16 protein-coding genes and 1 tRNA gene are annotated in these 14,749 nt (G+C 70.8%); 3 read left to right on the plus strand and 14 right to left on the minus strand.

The features are described from left to right. Positions 1 to 28: 28 nt before the first annotated feature. The 3 genes from FVP77_RS08920 to FVP77_RS08930 all read right to left on the minus strand — a co-directional run bounded on the left by FVP77_RS08920 (position 29) and on the right by FVP77_RS08930 (position 3,838). Positions 29 to 1,342, minus strand: a complete 1,314-nt coding sequence (locus FVP77_RS08920) for a D-arabinono-1,4-lactone oxidase (protein WP_147894147.1) — start codon at positions 1,340 to 1,342, stop codon at positions 29 to 31. Then, positions 1,339 to 2,559: an alanine racemase gene (locus FVP77_RS08925; protein WP_147894148.1), complete on the minus strand. Its 1,221-nt coding sequence runs from the start codon at positions 2,557 to 2,559 to the stop codon at positions 1,339 to 1,341. Before FVP77_RS08925 ends, FVP77_RS08920 begins: the two co-directional genes overlap by 4 nt. 61 nt (positions 2,560 to 2,620) lie before the next feature. Continuing rightward, positions 2,621 to 3,838, minus strand: coding sequence for a sensor histidine kinase (locus FVP77_RS08930; RefSeq protein WP_147894149.1), 1,218 nt, complete (start codon positions 3,836 to 3,838; stop codon positions 2,621 to 2,623). 160 nt (positions 3,839 to 3,998) lie between these two features. Between FVP77_RS08930 and FVP77_RS08935 the strand changes: the two genes are divergently transcribed. From FVP77_RS08935 to FVP77_RS08945, 3 genes are read left to right on the plus strand one after another with little or no spacing between them, the layout of a single operon-like run. Beyond that, a complete protein-coding gene (locus FVP77_RS08935; RefSeq protein ID WP_121149052.1) occupies positions 3,999 to 4,592 on the plus strand; it encodes a molybdopterin-dependent oxidoreductase in 594 nt (197 codons plus the stop codon). After that, positions 4,589 to 5,305, plus strand: a complete 717-nt coding sequence (locus FVP77_RS08940; protein ID WP_147894150.1) for a ferredoxin reductase — start codon at positions 4,589 to 4,591, stop codon at positions 5,303 to 5,305. Before FVP77_RS08935 ends, FVP77_RS08940 begins: the two co-directional genes overlap by 4 nt. A gap of 2 nt (positions 5,306 to 5,307) precedes the next feature. Beyond that, a complete protein-coding gene (locus FVP77_RS08945) occupies positions 5,308 to 5,601 on the plus strand; it encodes a DUF6510 family protein (RefSeq protein WP_147894151.1) in 294 nt (97 codons plus the stop codon). A 23-nt stretch (positions 5,602 to 5,624) separates the two neighbouring features. On the opposite strand, the gene FVP77_RS08950 is transcribed toward FVP77_RS08945, so the two are convergent. From FVP77_RS08950 to hisS, 11 genes are all read right to left on the minus strand, one after another. Further along, positions 5,625 to 5,697: transfer RNA gene (locus tag FVP77_RS08950), tRNA-Leu, on the minus strand. A gap of 103 nt (positions 5,698 to 5,800) precedes the next feature. Further along, entirely contained in the window at positions 5,801 to 7,210 is a 1,410-nt protein-coding gene (locus FVP77_RS08955) for an NAD(P)/FAD-dependent oxidoreductase (RefSeq protein WP_147894152.1), read from the minus strand. A gap of 13 nt (positions 7,211 to 7,223) precedes the next feature. Further along, the gene (locus tag FVP77_RS08960; protein ID WP_147894153.1) at positions 7,224 to 8,516 is read right to left on the minus strand and encodes a S8 family serine peptidase; all 1,293 of its coding nucleotides are present in this window, start codon (positions 8,514 to 8,516) and stop codon (positions 7,224 to 7,226) included. Then, positions 8,513 to 9,031, minus strand: a complete 519-nt coding sequence (locus FVP77_RS08965) for a DUF501 domain-containing protein (RefSeq protein ID WP_147894154.1) — start codon at positions 9,029 to 9,031, stop codon at positions 8,513 to 8,515. The genes FVP77_RS08960 and FVP77_RS08965 overlap by 4 nt, the downstream gene beginning before the upstream one ends. Before the next feature lie 60 nt (positions 9,032 to 9,091). Next, positions 9,092 to 9,571 carry an FtsB family cell division protein gene (locus FVP77_RS08970; protein WP_147894155.1) on the minus strand — a complete coding sequence of 160 codons (480 nt, stop codon included), beginning with the start codon at positions 9,569 to 9,571 and terminating at the stop codon, positions 9,092 to 9,094. A 34-nt stretch (positions 9,572 to 9,605) separates the two neighbouring features. Continuing rightward, positions 9,606 to 10,886 carry a phosphopyruvate hydratase gene (eno, locus tag FVP77_RS08975; protein ID WP_147894156.1) on the minus strand — a complete coding sequence of 427 codons (1,281 nt, stop codon included), beginning with the start codon at positions 10,884 to 10,886 and terminating at the stop codon, positions 9,606 to 9,608. A gap of 96 nt (positions 10,887 to 10,982) precedes the next feature. Beyond that, on the minus strand, positions 10,983 to 11,663 hold the full coding sequence (locus FVP77_RS08980; protein WP_147894157.1) for an O-methyltransferase: 681 nt from the start codon (positions 11,661 to 11,663) through the stop codon (positions 10,983 to 10,985). A gap of 78 nt (positions 11,664 to 11,741) precedes the next feature. Then, entirely contained in the window at positions 11,742 to 12,533 is a 792-nt protein-coding gene (locus FVP77_RS08985; RefSeq protein WP_147894158.1) for an SGNH/GDSL hydrolase family protein, read from the minus strand. A 55-nt stretch (positions 12,534 to 12,588) separates the two neighbouring features. After that, positions 12,589 to 13,155 carry a hypothetical protein gene (locus FVP77_RS08990; RefSeq protein WP_147894159.1) on the minus strand — a complete coding sequence of 189 codons (567 nt, stop codon included), beginning with the start codon at positions 13,153 to 13,155 and terminating at the stop codon, positions 12,589 to 12,591. After that, positions 13,152 to 13,400: a hypothetical protein gene (locus FVP77_RS08995; protein ID WP_147894160.1), complete on the minus strand. Its 249-nt coding sequence runs from the start codon at positions 13,398 to 13,400 to the stop codon at positions 13,152 to 13,154. The genes FVP77_RS08990 and FVP77_RS08995 overlap by 4 nt, the downstream gene beginning before the upstream one ends. Before the next feature lie 48 nt (positions 13,401 to 13,448). Further along, on the minus strand, positions 13,449 to 14,705 hold the full coding sequence (gene hisS / locus FVP77_RS09000) for a histidine--tRNA ligase (protein ID WP_222707720.1): 1,257 nt from the start codon (positions 14,703 to 14,705) through the stop codon (positions 13,449 to 13,451). Positions 14,706 to 14,749: the final 44 nt, after the last annotated feature.

Below are 14,749 nucleotides of genomic sequence, written 5' to 3' on the forward strand. Positions count from 1 at the left end.
GAAGACTCGCGGCCGAGCCTCTCAGGGGTTACTCACCGAGCACGCGTGCCAGATAGGGATTGACGAAGAGCCGATCCGGATCGAACCGATCCCGCACCGAGAGGAAGTCGTCGAATCGCGGGTAGAGCGCTCGGAGTTCGTCGGCGCGCAGCGAGTGCTCCTTGCCCCAGTGCGGTCGTCCCGCGAAACCGCGCATGATCCCTTCGACCGCCTCGAAGTACTCGGTCGGGTCCTCTCGCCAGTACCGGTGCACGGCGATGTAGCCGCTCTCCCTGCCCGACGCCGTCGACAGCCACAGGTCGTCGGCGGCCGCGACGCGCACCTCCACGGGGAAGGAGATGCGCCACCCGCGCTCGGTCACGAGATCGCGCACCGCAGCGAACGCCGCCGGCAGGTCGGCCAGGGCGACCGCGTACTCCATCTCGCGGAACCGCACGGTCCGCGACTGCGTGAAGACGCGGTGCGAACGATCCGCGTAGGTGCGATTGCCCATCAGCGCGCTGGCGACGCGCGCGACCGGGGGCACCGTCGCGGGCACCACCGTGCCCACCGCGCACGTCGCCCGGTACACCCCGTTCGCGAGGAGCGACTCGTCCACCCATCGCCGCACCGGCGGGATCGGACGGGTGGGACTCCCCTCCGGCAGCCGCAGGTTCTCTTTCGTCACGGCGTCGTCGGTATGGGGGAACCAGTAGAACTCGAAGTGATCGGCCGCGCCGACGCGGTCGTCGAGAGCGCCCGTGACGGCGGTGAGCGACTCGAGGCGTTCGGTGGCGTCGAGCACGAAGGCGGGCACGCACTGGAGAGTCACGTCGACGAGGATGCCGAGTGCACCCAACCCCACCGCCACAGCCGGGAGCAGCTCGGAGTTGCTCTCCTCATCGACACGGAGCAGCTCGCCGTCGGCGGTGACGAGGGTCGCACCGACCACCTGTGTCGAGATGCCGCCGAAGCGCAGACCCGTGCCGTGGGTGCCGGTCGAGATCGCGCCGGCGACCGTCTGCCGATCGATGTCGCCGAGGTTCGGCATCGCCAGTCCGTACGGCGCCAGAATGGCGGGGATCTCCCACAGGCGCGTCCCCGCACGGAGGCGGACGCGTCCGCGATCGCGGTCGACGTCGATGAGGCCTCGCAGGTCGCGCAGGTCGAGCATAATGCCCGCCGCGACGGCGATGCCCGAGAAGCTGTGCCCCGCGCCGACGGCCTTCACCGTGAGGGAACGGGCGGATGCAGCGGCTACGGCACGGCGGACCGCACCCTCGTCGACGGGGAACTCGATGCGATGGGGCCGAACCTTCTGCGAGCGCCCCCAGTTGCGCCAGACACCACCCGGACGGGTCATAGGAATGTCTTCCCCTCGCCGCGGTAGGTGAGCGCCTCGCCCTCGATGCGGTCGTCCTCCACGAGCAGGTAGCGGTCGACCCGCTCGGCGAGCTCGCCGCTCTTCGCGTGGCGGAACCAGACGCGATCTCCGATCCGCAGGCCGCGTGCGGCGACACCGCGCAGAGGGGTCTGCACCTCCCCCGCCCCTTCGCGCGAGAACATGGCCAGCCCAGCGGGCCACACCGGCAGGGGCTGTCGCGACGCCAACGGCGGCCCCGATGCGATCCACCCGCCTCCCAGGACCGTCACGATGTCGGGGCGGGGCTTGCGCACGACCTCGAGCGCGAACGCCGCAGCCGCCGCCGGCTGGAATGCGCGGTATCCGTCGAAGAGGTGGCCTCCGAGCAGACCGCTTCCGGCGGTGAGCTCGGTGACCGACGAGTCGGCGGCCGTCCCCTCCAGCGATCCCGTTCCCCCGCCGTTGACGAACTCGAGCGGCACGACGTCGCGGACACCCGCGACGATCGCTCCGCGGCGTTCGAGCAGCTCGGCAGACGAGCGACGCTGCATCCAGCGGATCACAGGGTCGCCGATCCCCGTGTCGTCTCCCTGCCCGGCGATCTGCGCCTCGTACATCATCAGTCCGACGAGATCGAAGCCGGGCCGGTCGACGATGCGGCGGGCGAGGGCGACGACCTCCGCCGGCTCGTGCACGGGCGATCGGTGGACGCCGATGTGTCCGAGAACGGCCGACCGCCAGGAAGCGTCCGCGTCGATCGCGATTCTGATGCGTGCCCGCGCGCCCGGTGCGGCGACGGCGTCGACGAGATCCAGCTGAGCCGGATCGTCGATCATCAGCGTGATGCGCGCCGCAGCCTCGTCATCGGCTGCCAGCCGGGACAGGGCCTCCCTGTCGACCGTCGGGTAGCCGAGGACGATGTCGTCGTGATCGGCCGCGAGCCACAGCGCCTCCGGCAGCGTGTAGGCGAGGATGCCGCGGTACCCCGGTAGCGAGAGCACCGCGTCGAGCACCGAACGCACCCTGACCGACTTGCTCGCGACGCGCACCGGCACGCCGCTCGCGCGCACGAGCAGGTCCGCCGCGTTGTACCGGAGCCCGGGCAGGTGGATGGTCGCCAGCGGGCCGCTCACCGCGGAGACGGCCCTGCCGAGTTCCGGCCAGAGGTCCGAGTCCGGCGGACGCGCCGCCGGGCGGGAGATCAGATCGATCGACACCGTATACGGCTCCTTCCGCGTGAGAGCTCAACCGAGAACCATCGACCGCGAGCCGCGGCGGTCACGACGCCGCCGGGAGCGAGAAGGTGAACGCAGCGCCGATCCCCTTCTCCCCGCGGGCGGAGACCGCTCCGCCGTGGAGCGCGACGATCCTCGCAACCGATGCGAGCCCGAGCCCGGTGCCGGGGAACTCCTCGGCGCTGTGGAGGCGTGTGAGGGGCCGGAAGACGCTGTCGGGCTCGGGGGCGTCGAATCCGACGCCGTTGTCGCTCACCTCCAGCGTGTGGAACGCTCCGTCCGATCCGAGGGAGCGCAGTCGGATCGCTGCCTCGTCGCTCGTGGAGGTGTACTTCACCGCGTTGTCGAAGAGGTTGCTCAGCAGCAGGTGCACCAGAGCGGGATCCGCGGCGACCCGGATGGCCGGTTCGATCTCGATGGTGGCGTTCCGGGCACGGCCCTGCACTCGGAGGTCCGCCGCGATCCCTTCCGCGACCGCGCTCAGATCGAGCGGCTCGATGTGCAGCGGTTCGGTCGAGAGACGGTAGATCGACAGCATCCGGTCGATCTGATCCGACATGCGCTGGCCGGCGCCGAGCGCGGAGTGGGCGTAGGCCGCGGCGCTGGTGACGTCGGTCGCCGTGCCGTCGGCGACGAGCTCGGAGAAGCCCATCATCGCGCCGAGGGGTCCGCGCAGGTCATGCACCAGCGAGTGCATGGCGGCATCGAGCTCGTCGGCCCGCGCGGCCTCCTGATCGCGTTCGGCGCTGCGTCGGGCGATGGCCCCGCGCAGCTCGAGGTTCTCGAGAGCCACCGCAGTGCTGTTCGCGAGCACCTCCAGGTGGCGCACCACCTCGGGCTCGGGAACGTGGGATTCGGCCCAGTACGCGCCGAGGGCCCCGATCGGATCGGACGAGCGGATGGGCGCCATGCACAGGCTGGAGACGAAGGTCGGGCGGTAGGCATCGTGGGGAACACGGTCGTCGTCGTAGATGTCGGCGATGACGACCGTCTGCCGGTGCAGCATCGACCAACCGCTGACGCAGGCGGTCAGCGGGAACCTGCTGCCCTTCCACAGCGGCGTGATCGCGTTCTCGTCGGCGTAGAAGCACTGGTCGTCCTCGCGGAGGACGAACGTCGCTCCGTCGGCACCGGTGAGGGCGCGCACGGCCGCGGCGACGATCTCGGTCACCTGCGCGGGACTCGTCGCGGTCGACAATCGGTCGACCGTCTCGGTGAGAACGAGCGTTCTCGCACTGGTCGTCGGTTCTGTCACGGTCATGGTTGCCCCCAAAGCAACTCTGATGCGCCTGAATGCACAGACTAGCGGACGGGGCCCGTCGCCAGACGGTCGCCCGCACGTCTCTCCCCGCCGGAGCCGTCCGCGCCGTACCCTGGTGCGGGGCGCGCATGCATCGCGCCGACGGACCGAAAGGACCCTCATGGCCGTTTTCTCCCGAGGCTTCGGGGCTCGCAGGCGCGAGTCCGACCCGAAGCTCCCTCCCGGCCAGTATCTGACCGAGGACTTCCCCGTGCTCTCCGCCGGGCCGACGCCGCGGATCGACACCGCGGACTGGAGCTTCAGCATCCAGACCGAGAAGAACACGACGACCACCTGGTCATGGGACCAGCTGCACGATCTGCCGATCGAAGAGGTCGCCACCGACATCCACTGCGTGACCCGCTGGTCCAAGCTCGGCACCTCCTGGCGAGGCGTCTCGCTCGACACGCTCTTCGCGGGAGTCGACACCGACTTCGCCTACGCGATGGCGCACTCCTACGGCGGGTACACCACGAACATCGCCATGGCCGACCTGCTCGGCGGCAAGGCGTGGGTGGCTTTCGAGTTCGGCGGGGAACCGCTCGACCCCGAGCACGGTGGGCCGGCGCGGCTGCTCGTGCCGCACCTCTACTTCTGGAAGAGCGCGAAGTGGGTACGTGGTCTGACCATGCAGAAGCACGACGATCCGGGCTTCTGGGAGCAGAACGGGTACAACCTGCACGGCGACCCCTGGACCGAGGAACGCTATTGGTGACCGTCGGCGGCTGGTTGCCGGCCACTCTTGCCGCGATCGAGCCCTCGACCCCGAGCGCGCGCGTGCTGCGACTCGACGTTCCGGGATGGGCGGGGAACCTGCCCGGGCAGCACCTGGATCTGCGATTGACGGCGGAGGACGGCTACCAGGCCGTCCGGTCGTACTCGATCGCCTCCTTCGGCCCCGGTGAGCAGGTCGAGCTGGGCGTCGACGAGGTCCCCGACGGCGAGGTGTCGCCCTACCTCGTGCTCGATGCGCGCCCCGGCGACGCCGTCGAGGTGAAGGGGCCCCTCGGCGCGTACTTCGTCTGGCGCGATGACGATCCCTCCCCCGTGCAGCTCATCGCCGGCGGATCGGGGATCGTTCCGCTGATCGCGATGGCGCGCGCACGCGCCCTGTCCGACTCCGCAGCGCCGTTCCGCCTGATGTACTCGGTGCGCCGCCCCGACGATGCCATGTATCGCGACGAGATCGACGCGCTCGGCGACGATGTCGACGTCACGTGGGCGTACACGCGCGAGGCACCGGCCGGGTGGGCGCGGCCCGCGGGTCGCGTGAGCCAAGACCTGTTGCGGGATGCGGCGTGGTCGCCCGCGCAGTCGCCGGCGGTGTTCGTGTGCGGCCCGACCGGCTTCGTCGAGACGGTCGCGACGGCGCTGGTCGCCCTCGGCCACGACCCTGCGCGCGTGCGCACCGAGCGATTCGGAGGATAGCGATGGTCAAGGTGAAACCGGGCGACACGGTCGAGAGCGTGATCGTCGACGGCAATGCGGTCGCGGGCCTGCTGTCGGACGCCCTCCAGTCCGATGCGACGCTGCTGCGACTCACGTGCGGAACGTGCGGGGATCAGAGCGTGCTCGCCGAAGCGCTCGTCGAACTCGACGAGGCGGGCGCGATCGTGCGGTGCCGTTCGTGCACTCACACGATGCTGACGCTGCTGCGTCGCCCGGAGGGCGTCACGCTGCGCATCGGGACGTTCGAGATCGCGTTCCCCGGCGCGGCCGGGTGACCGCGCAGCTCACCGCTCGGACGTGCCCCCGCTGGGACTCGAACCCAGACTGAAGCGATTTTAAGTCGCCTGCCTCTGCCATTGGGCTACGGGGGCCGGTGTCGACACCGCGACGTCGCCGACACCACCACCGTAGTGCCGGCACAGAACGAGCCGGGCACCCTGCGGGTGCACCGGCTCGCTCGACGACGCGGGTGGGTCAGCCGGCGGCGGCGACCTTCTCGGGCTCGGCCTTCTCGGCGGCCGGCTTCGACTCCTCCACCGCCGCGGGCTGCGGGGGCTTCGGACGAGCGGCGAACTCCTCGAACACGGCGCGCGGAGTCTGGACGGCCTCGAGGCTGACGATGTCGCGACCGAGGAAGAAGTTGTTGACCCATCCCCAGACCACGCGGATCTTGCGCTCCCACGAGGGCATCGCCAGGCCGTGGTAGCCGCGGTGGGCGAACCACGCGAGAAGACCCTTGAGCGCGATGTTGCCCGACTGGAAGACGCCGTTGTAGAGACCGAGGCCGGCGACGGCTCCCATGTTCTTGTGGAAGTAGTTCTTCGGCTCTTCGCCGCGGATGACCGCGAGCACGTTCTTCGCGAGGAGCTTGCCCTGGCGGACGGCGTGCTGGGCGTTCGGCACGCAGAAGCCGCCGACACCGCCGCCGGAGAGGTCGGGGACGGCCGAGACGTCGCCGGCTGCCCAGGCACCCTCGACGATCTCGTCATCGGTGCCGACGCGCAGGTCGGGGCGGGTGCGGATGCGGCCGCGCTCCTCGACGGGCAGGTCGCCGCCGCGGACGACGGTCGGGTTGGCCATGACGCCGGCGGTCCACACGATGAGGTCGGTGGGGATCGTCTCACCCGTCGAGAGCTGCACGATGCCGTCGACAGCGCTCTGCAGCTGCGTGTCGAGGTGCACGAACGCGCCGCGCTTGGCGAGGTCTTTCAGCACCCACTCGCTCGTCTTGAGAGACACCTCGGGCATGATGCGCCCCATCGCCTCGATGAGGTGGAAATGGGTCTCGTCGAACGACAGCTGCGGGTAGTCCTTGAGCAGCGCGGAGGCCAGCGAGCGCAGCTCGGCGAACACCTCGATGCCGGCGAAACCTCCGCCGACCACGACGACGGTCAGCAGCCGCTCGCGCTCGGGCCCGGCGGGGAGCACCGAGGCACGGTCGAAGTTCGACATGAGGCGGTCGCGGACGGCGACGGCTTCTTCGATGGTCTTGAGCCCGATCGCGTTGTCGGCGATGCCCGGGATCGGGAAAGTGCGCGAGACGGCTCCGGCCGTCACGACGATCTGGTCGTACTCCTGCAGCCACGGCTCGCCCTCGGCGGGCGTGATCGTGGCCACCTTGTTCGCGTGGTCGATCTTGGTGACCTTGGCGGTGACGACCGTCGTGCGCTTCAGGTGACGACGCAGGGCGACGACGGCGTGGCGCGGTTCGATGGCGCCGGCCGCGACCTCGGGGAGGAACGGCTGGTACGTCATGTACGGCAGCGGGTCGACGATCGTGACATCGGCTTCGCCGCGGCGGGACCGCTTCTCGAAGTGCCACGCGGTGTAGAACCCTGCGTATCCGCCACCGACGATGAGGATCCTGGGAACGGTGTTGGTCACGGTGGAAGAACTCCTAGATGATGGTGCGGCTTGGCCCGCGAGATGCGCGCGCCGATCTGATGCGCCGGACAGCAGCGGTGAAGCCGAGCGAGATCATTATAGCCGCGAGCGTGCCGGCCACGAGCGGTACCGTCCCGTACAGCAGGGTGTCGCCGGTCGGGACGAACGGCGAAGCCTCCGCGGTCCGCTCCTCGGCATCGGGGAGCGGGGGCACCTCCACCGGGGCCGGCGTGATCTCGGGCGCGGGCGCGGCGTCGGCCCGGCGGTAGAGACGGATCCACTCCTCCAGCGTCAGACCGAGCGGGCTCTCGTCGACGGTCGCGACCTGCGCGTTGACCGCCGCGGACGCGTTCACGAGGCCGTACCCGTAGAGGGGATCGGGCAGCTCGGCGATCCCGGGCACGGGGCTGGCGGTCTTGATGAGTCGGTTGATGACGTTGTCGGCGTCGAGCTCGGGGTGCGCCGAGCGGATGAGGGCGGCGATGCCCGCGACGAGGGGCGCGGCCCCGCTGGTGCCGTCCCACCACACGAGCTGGCCGCTCGGCGAGACACCGAGGAGACGCTCGCTGGGAGCCGAGACCCCGATGGTGATGCCCTGAGTGGATGCTTCCTGACTCGCAACACCCGACGGATCGACGCCCCCGACGGTCAGCACACCGGGGATCGTGGCGGGTGCGCCGACGCGGTTGGTTCCGCTCCCCCTGTTGCCCGCCGCCACGATGACGACCACGTCGTTCTCGAACGCGTACTGGAACGCCTCGTCCCAGGTCTCATCCCAGTCGAGGGTGTTCGTGGTGAAAGAGAGGTTGATCACGTCGGCGCCGTTGTCGACCGACCAGTGGATGGCGTCCGCGATCTGCTGGATGAACGACACCGAGGAGGTGCCGCCGAACCCGACGGAGACCGACAGGAGTTCGGCCTCGGGTGCGACGCCGATCATCCCCCGCCCGTCACCGGTGCCGCGCGCGCCCGCGAGGGAGGCCACCCAGCTGCCGTGCGCCCGGTCGGTGCCGCCCACGGGGGTGCGCCCGTCGGGCGTGCCCACACCGGAGACGTCGGTGCCTCCGGCGACGGCGCCGGCGAACTCCACCGGGCCCGACGCGATGCCCGTGTCGATGATCGCGATACGCGTACCGGCGCCGCGGGTGGTGTTCCACGCCTCGCGGATGCCGTACTGGTCGAGCCAGTACTCCGCCGCCCTCACGCCGTCGGCGGGATCGTCGGCGACGGGCGGAGCAGGCGTCGCCGCCCCGACCAGCGTGCCCGCCACGACCACCGCGAGGGCAGCCGCGGCGAAGCGCTTCATGCCGCCGCTCCCGGGCTCACGCAGACGCACTGCTCGGGCGACCAGGTGGAGCGTTCGAGGGCGCGGTCGCCGATGGGATTCACCCCCGGGCCGGCGGCGAGCGCGTGGCCCGCCAGGGCGTGGAGGCATTTGACCCGCGTCGGCATCCCGCCGGCGGACACACCGGCGATCTCCTCGGGCTCGCCGTACTGCGCACGGTCGTGGAGGTACGCCTCGTGCGCACGGACGTAGGCATCGCGCTCGAGGTCGTCCTCGGCGAGCTCGTCGGTGAACTCGCGCATCACGTGATCCGCCTCGAGCGTCGACATGGCCGCCGTCGCGGCCGGGTGCGTGAGGTAGTAGAACGTCGGGAACGGGGATCCGTCGTCGAGACGCGGGAGGGTCGCGACGACGGTCGGGTTGCCGCAGACGCAACGGGCGGCGATGCCGACCACGCCGCGCGCGGGGCGCCCGAGCTGCTCGCGGAGCACGTCGAGCTCAGCGTCGGTGACCGGCGGGTAGGGCGGCGTACTCATCGCCCCCAGGGTACCGTGCGGCGCGCCCCTCACGCGGATCGGTGACGCCGACCGGCGATGTCAGGGAGCGGGAACGGCCGTCTGCGCGAGACCCGCCGTCGTGACCGAGCGCACGAGCTGCGCCATCCAGTCGGTGCGCGTCTGCTCGACGTCCTCGCTCACCGGCGCCTCGTCCTGCGGGAGGGCGGACGAGGGAAGGTCGTCATCGACGAGATAGACGACCTCGCCCGGCTTGACGTAGTACAGCCGCTCACGGGCCTGCGTCGTGATGTAGGCGGGATCGGTCCACCGCTCGCGCTGCGCTTCGAGGTCGTCCACTTCGGACTGGCTGAGCGAGACAGCATCCTGGAGCCCCGCGATCTGCTGGCGCTGATCGACATAGGTTCCGACCGTCGGGACGAGGGTGAACACCGCGAGTACCACCAGCCCGAGCATGATGACCATGAAGCCGGAGAAGCGGATGCCGCCGAGCCACGCGCGCACGTCGACGCGGGGGTCGCCCTGGCCGGACGTGCGAGAGGGAGGAACCCGATCGCTCATGGTTCCTCCCTCTCGTCGTGCGTGTTGCTGCGTGTCAGCCCTTGAAGCGCGGGAAGGCGCCGCGGCCGGCGAACACACCGGCGTCGCCCAGCTCCTCCTCGATGCGCAGAAGCTGATTGTATTTCGCGACGCGCTCGCTGCGGGCGGGCGCGCCGGTCTTGATCTGACCCGCGTTCACCGCGACGGCGAGGTCGGCGATGGTGGTGTCCTCGGTCTCGCCCGAGCGGTGCGAGAGCATCGAACGGTAGCCGTTCTGCGTCGCCAGCGAGATCGCGTCGAGCGTCTCGGAGAGCGTGCCGATCTGGTTGACCTTCACCAGGAGGGCGTTCGCGACGCCCAGGTCGATGCCGCGCTGGAGGCGCTCCGGGTTCGTGACGAAGAGGTCGTCGCCGACGAGCTGCACCTGGGTGCCCAGCTTGTCGGTGAGGAGCTTCCACGCGTCCCAGTCGTCCTCGGCCAGCGCGTCTTCGATCGTGACGATCGGGTAGTTCGCGGCGAGGTCGGCGAAGTAGTCGGTCAGCTTCTCGGCCGACCACGACTTGCCCTCGACGGTGTAGACACCGTCGGCGAAGAACTCGGTCGCGGCGACGTCGAGGCCCACGGCGATGTCGGTGCCGGGGGTGAACCCGGCCTTCTCGATCGCGCCCATGAGGAAGTCGAGGCCCTCGCGGTTGCTGGGCAGGTCGGGGGCGAAGCCGCCCTCGTCGCCGAGGCCCGTGGCGAACCCGGCGGCCTTCAGCTGGCCCTTGAGCACGTGGTAGACCTCGGTGCCCCAGCGCAGCGACTCGGAGAAGGACTCCGCGCCGATCGGAGCGAGGAAGTACTCCTGGAAGTCGATGCCGTTGTCGGCGTGCGAGCCGCCGTTGATGACGTTGAACAGCGGCACGGGGAGGACGTGCGCGTTGGGTCCGCCGAGGTAGCGGAACAGCGGCAGATCGGCGCTGTCGGCGGCGGCCTTCGCGACGGCGAGGCTGACGCCGAGGATGGCGTTGGCGCCGCAGCGCGACTTGTTCTCGGTTCCATCGGTCTCGATGAGGATCTCGTCGACGATGCGCTGCTCGCTGGCTTCGACGCCCTCGAGCGCGGGGCCGAGCTCGTCGACGACCGCGGCGACGGCCTTGAGAACGCCCTTGCCGCCGTAGCGGCTCTTGTCTCCGTCGCGGAGTTCGTACGCCTCGAAGGCGCCGGTGGATGCGCCGGACGGAACGGCCGCGCGCTGGACGATGCCGTCGTCGAGCAACACCTCCACCTCGACGGTCGGGTTTCCGCGCGAATCCAGAATCTCGCGCGCGTTGACAGCCTCGATAAGTGCCACGGAGGACTCCCTGTGTGATCTCGGGGTGTGAGGTGGTGCGGAGCGTCGTCGGTCCTCGTCGAGTCTAGTGATGCGAGCGGCTCTCCACGGGGCGGGTCAGGATGCGGCGTCCGTCACGAGAGCGATGGCGACGCCGTCCCAGCCCTTGCGGTCGAGGGTCTGCAGTGCGGTGGCGTCGAATCGCGGATCGTCGCCCAGCATCGCCAAGCCCGCACGGGTGCCGACGACCCGCGGGTCGATCGTGTCGGGATCGGCGACGTCGCCGCTCCGGCCGATGTTGTCGACGACCACGACCGTTCCGGGGCGCCCGAGTCGGGCCGCCCAATCGAGGTAGATCGTGTTCGACTCCTTGTCGGCGTCGATGAAGACGAGATCGAAAGGCTCGCCGCCCGCGAGGGTAGGGAGAACGTCGGCCGCGCGACCCTCGATCACCTCGACCCTGCCGCGCTCCCCCGCCCGTTCGAGATTCGCGCGGGCCACGGCGGCGTTCGCCGGCTCCGCCTCGATCGTGACGACACGCCCGTCGGGTGGAAGGCCGCGCGCGAGCCAGATCGTCGAATACGCACCGAGGGTGCCGATCTCCAGCACCCGCCGCGCACCGCTCATGCGTGCGAGCAGGTGGAGCAGCTTGCCGTTGACCGGCGCCACCTCGATCGAGGGCAGGCCCGCGGCATCCTGGTCGGCCACCGCCGCCTCGAGGGCGGGGTCGTGTCCGACCAGGGTCTCGGAGAGATAGGCGTCGACCGCGCGATACGCGTCGCTGGTGGGCTCGACCATGCCGACAGCCTCTCCTGCCGCCTGGGGCCGGTCAAGCCACCGGTTGCGCGACGGATGGAGCGGGCGGATGCTGCGAGGTCAGGCGCGATGCGCCAGAGCCTGGAGCGCGACGGGGAGGAGCGCCTCAGCCGTGCGCCGGTATCCCAGGGCGCTCGGGTGGAAGCGGTCGAGGCTGAACATCTCGTCGGGCTCCGACAGGAACATGGGTCCGACCGTCCGGCGGAGGGAGAACACCTCCGCGCCCGCGGCGGTCGCCGCCTCCGCCTGCTCGTCGGCGAGTTGGCGCGAGAGCCGGGAGGCGAGACTCCGCAGCGGCTGGGGCACGGCCCGCAACGACCGCAGGTCGGGACAGGTCGCGACGACCACCGCCGCGCCGCGCTCCCGCAGCCGACCGACCGCGTCGGTGAGGTGCCCGGTCGCCACGGAGACGGGGACGCGGTGGGTGACGTCGTTGCCGCCGACAACGATGACCGCGAGATCGGCGACGTAGTCGGGGGGCAGTGCGTCGAGCTGCCCCGCCAACGCGGACGACTCGGAACCGACGACCGCCGCCGTCCTCAACCGCACCGGGCGGTGCGAGCGGCGCGCGAGCCCCTTCGCGAGACGCGCTCCGAGGGTGTCCTTCCGCCGTTCGGCCCCGAGGCCTGCCGCGATCGAGTCGCCGAGCAGCAGGAGCTCGACCGGTGCGCCCTCGAGCGAGCGCCGCCACACCCGGTCGGAGTCGGGCGCCAGCTCGCCGAGCGGCTTGCCGATGCGTCTGCGCGCCACGGCCGCCTGGCGTCGCAGCACCTCGCGGACCACGACCGCCGTCACCCCCACGCCGGCGACGGACGACGTCACGGTGACGGCCAGGCGAGTGGATCGACCCATGCGTCGATTGGACACCCGGCGGGTGAACGGCGTCTGACGTCCGCGTATCCGGCGGCTACCGCCCGCTGGACGCGCCCTGCCCGATCACGGGGTGCTCGTCTCCCACCGGGATACCGGTGTCTCGCACCAGATAGATCCACGGGAAGGCCCGGCACCCGATCTGCCATCCGTCCTCGGTCTCGGACGCGACCGACGCGCGCCAGAGGATGCGCCGGTGCTCCCACTGCGTATCGGTGCGGACCACGCGGTGAGCGAGCATGCCGGCCTCGACGGTGTGCCACCCCGCTCGTCCCGCGAGCGCGAGCTCGGCCATCTCGTCGAAGGCCGTCACGGGGCTGATCCACCGCTCGTCGTCGTCGGCGGCGGACGGCTTGTCGAGCGCCCCGAACCGCTGCTGGGCAGCCTGCCGGGTCATGCCGAGCTCGCTGCCGATGAGAGCCCAGCTCGCCCCTCCCGCCCGCGCGGCCGCGACGGATCGCTGGAGCAGCGCGCGGATCTCGCCCTCGGCGCGCGCGCTGGCGGCGATGAGCGCGAGGTGATCGTGCACGCCCAGTTCCTCGCGGGCGTCGATCTCGGCGGCGGCGACGATGGCGCGCGCCACGACGTCCGAAAGGTCGGTCATTCGCCCTCGCCCGAGCTGGGGATCCAGACGGCGGCCGACCCCGCACGCCGCAGCCCGTTCGCATATCCCCACAAGTACGCGCCGACCACCGCGAGAGCGACGCCGGCGCCCTGTCCGGCACCGCCCCAGAACCCGCTCCAGTCCAGCACCGTGCCGGCCAGGAGGAGCAGCGCTCCGAGCACGACGAGCGATGCGGAGAAGGCGGTCAGGAAGGCGTTGCGGCTTCGAACGGTCGAGGTGGTCATGATGTCAATCTAACGTTGACAGCAGGCAGCGTCAACGCTTTCTTGACATCAGGCCAGCGGCTTCACCTCGATGTCGGCCGGAGCCGAGCCCGCCGCGACGAACGCGAAACCGGTGTAGCCGTCGGCGACAGCGCGTTCGAGCAGCGGCTTGAGGTTCTTCGGGCGCTGCTCGAGCCGCACGCGGGCGCCGCCCGCGACCAGGTCGGCCTTCACCGCGACCAGCTCGGCGACCGTGACGTCGCGGTCATGCACGAGCACGATCGCGCGGTCCACAGCATCCGCCTCGCCCTCGAGCAGGTCGACGATGCGCTCGAAGCCGATCGAGAAGCCGACGGCCGGCACATCCTGGCCGAGGAAGCGCCCGATCATCCCGTCGTACCGACCGCCGCCGCCGAGCGAGTAGCCGACGCTCGGGTGGGCGAGCTCGAAGATCGTGCCGGTGTAGTAGCCCATGCCGCGCACGAGGAACGGATCGAAGACGACGGGGATGCCGGACTCCCCCGGCCGCGCGGCGGCGACCGCGTCGCCGATCCCCGTCAAGTGCGCGACGATCTCATCGGGCACGCCGTCGGGGAGCGCGCCGCGGATCTGCTGCTCGCCGAACGGCACGTCCGCACTCGAGGGTCTGCGGAGGAACGCGCCGAACGCCTCGACCGCCTCGGTCGCGGCCCCGCGGTCGGCCAGTTCGCGCACCACGCCGTCGGCCCCGATCTTGTCGAGCTTGTCGATCGTGATGAGCACGCGGGGGCGTTCGTCTTCGGCGAACCCGAAGCTCGACAGCATCCAATCGAGAACCCGGCGGTCGTTCACCCGGACGACGCCGCCCTCGAGGCCGAGAGCGTCGAGGGTGTCGAGCGTCGCAGCGATGAGTTCCGACTCAGCGCGCGCGGTGGCGTCGCCGATGATGTCGATGTCGCACTGCACGAACTGGCGGTAGCGCCCCTTCTGCGGCCGTTCGGCGCGCCAGACGGGGGCGATCTGGATCGCGCGGAACACGCCGGGCAGTTCGCCCCGGTGGCTCGCGTAGAAACGCGCGAGCGGCACGGTGAGGTCGTAGCGGAGCCCGAGGTCGGTGAGGGCGGCCGGGTCGTCCGCGGCGGCACGGATGGCGTCGGCGTCGAGGCCGCGGGCCAGCACGTTGAAGGCGAGCTTCTCGTTGTCGCCGCCGATGCCCGCGTGCAGGCGCGAGTACTCCTCCATGACCGGTGTCTCGATCTCGTCGAAGCCGTGCGCGCGGTAGCGGGCACGGATGACGGCGAGCACGCGCTCGCGACGGGCCTTCTCGGCGGGGAGGAAGTCGCGCATGCCGCGCGGCGGGTTCACGGTTGCCACCGCGCCATTCTTCCAGG

Origin of the sequence: Microbacterium hatanonis, from assembly GCF_008017415.1 — a bacterium.
GTDB lineage: Bacteria > Actinomycetota > Actinomycetes > Actinomycetales > Microbacteriaceae > Microbacterium > Microbacterium hatanonis.

Excerpts from the sequence above, each read along its gene's own strand:
- FVP77_RS08920 (WP_147894147.1), bottom strand. The coding sequence starts at position 1,342 with ATGACCCGTCCGGGTGGTGTCTGGCGCAACTGGGGGCGCTCGCAGAAG.
- FVP77_RS08930 (WP_147894149.1), bottom strand. The coding sequence starts at position 3,838 with ATGACCGTGACAGAACCGACGACCAGTGCGAGAACGCTCGTTCTCACC.
- FVP77_RS08935 (WP_121149052.1), top strand. The coding sequence starts at position 3,999 with ATGGCCGTTTTCTCCCGAGGCTTCGGGGCTCGCAGGCGCGAGTCCGAC.
- FVP77_RS08945 (WP_147894151.1), top strand. The coding sequence starts at position 5,308 with ATGGTCAAGGTGAAACCGGGCGACACGGTCGAGAGCGTGATCGTCGAC.
- FVP77_RS08960 (WP_147894153.1), bottom strand. The coding sequence starts at position 8,516 with ATGAAGCGCTTCGCCGCGGCTGCCCTCGCGGTGGTCGTGGCGGGCACG.
- FVP77_RS08965 (WP_147894154.1), bottom strand. The coding sequence starts at position 9,031 with ATGAGTACGCCGCCCTACCCGCCGGTCACCGACGCTGAGCTCGACGTG.
- FVP77_RS08970 (WP_147894155.1), bottom strand. The coding sequence starts at position 9,571 with ATGAGCGATCGGGTTCCTCCCTCTCGCACGTCCGGCCAGGGCGACCCC.
- FVP77_RS08980 (WP_147894157.1), bottom strand. The coding sequence starts at position 11,663 with ATGGTCGAGCCCACCAGCGACGCGTATCGCGCGGTCGACGCCTATCTC.
- FVP77_RS08985 (WP_147894158.1), bottom strand. The coding sequence starts at position 12,533 with ATGGGTCGATCCACTCGCCTGGCCGTCACCGTGACGTCGTCCGTCGCC.
- FVP77_RS08990 (WP_147894159.1), bottom strand. The coding sequence starts at position 13,155 with ATGACCGACCTTTCGGACGTCGTGGCGCGCGCCATCGTCGCCGCCGCC.
- FVP77_RS08995 (WP_147894160.1), bottom strand. The coding sequence starts at position 13,400 with ATGACCACCTCGACCGTTCGAAGCCGCAACGCCTTCCTGACCGCCTTC.
- hisS (WP_222707720.1), bottom strand. The coding sequence starts at position 14,705 with ATGCGCGACTTCCTCCCCGCCGAGAAGGCCCGTCGCGAGCGCGTGCTC.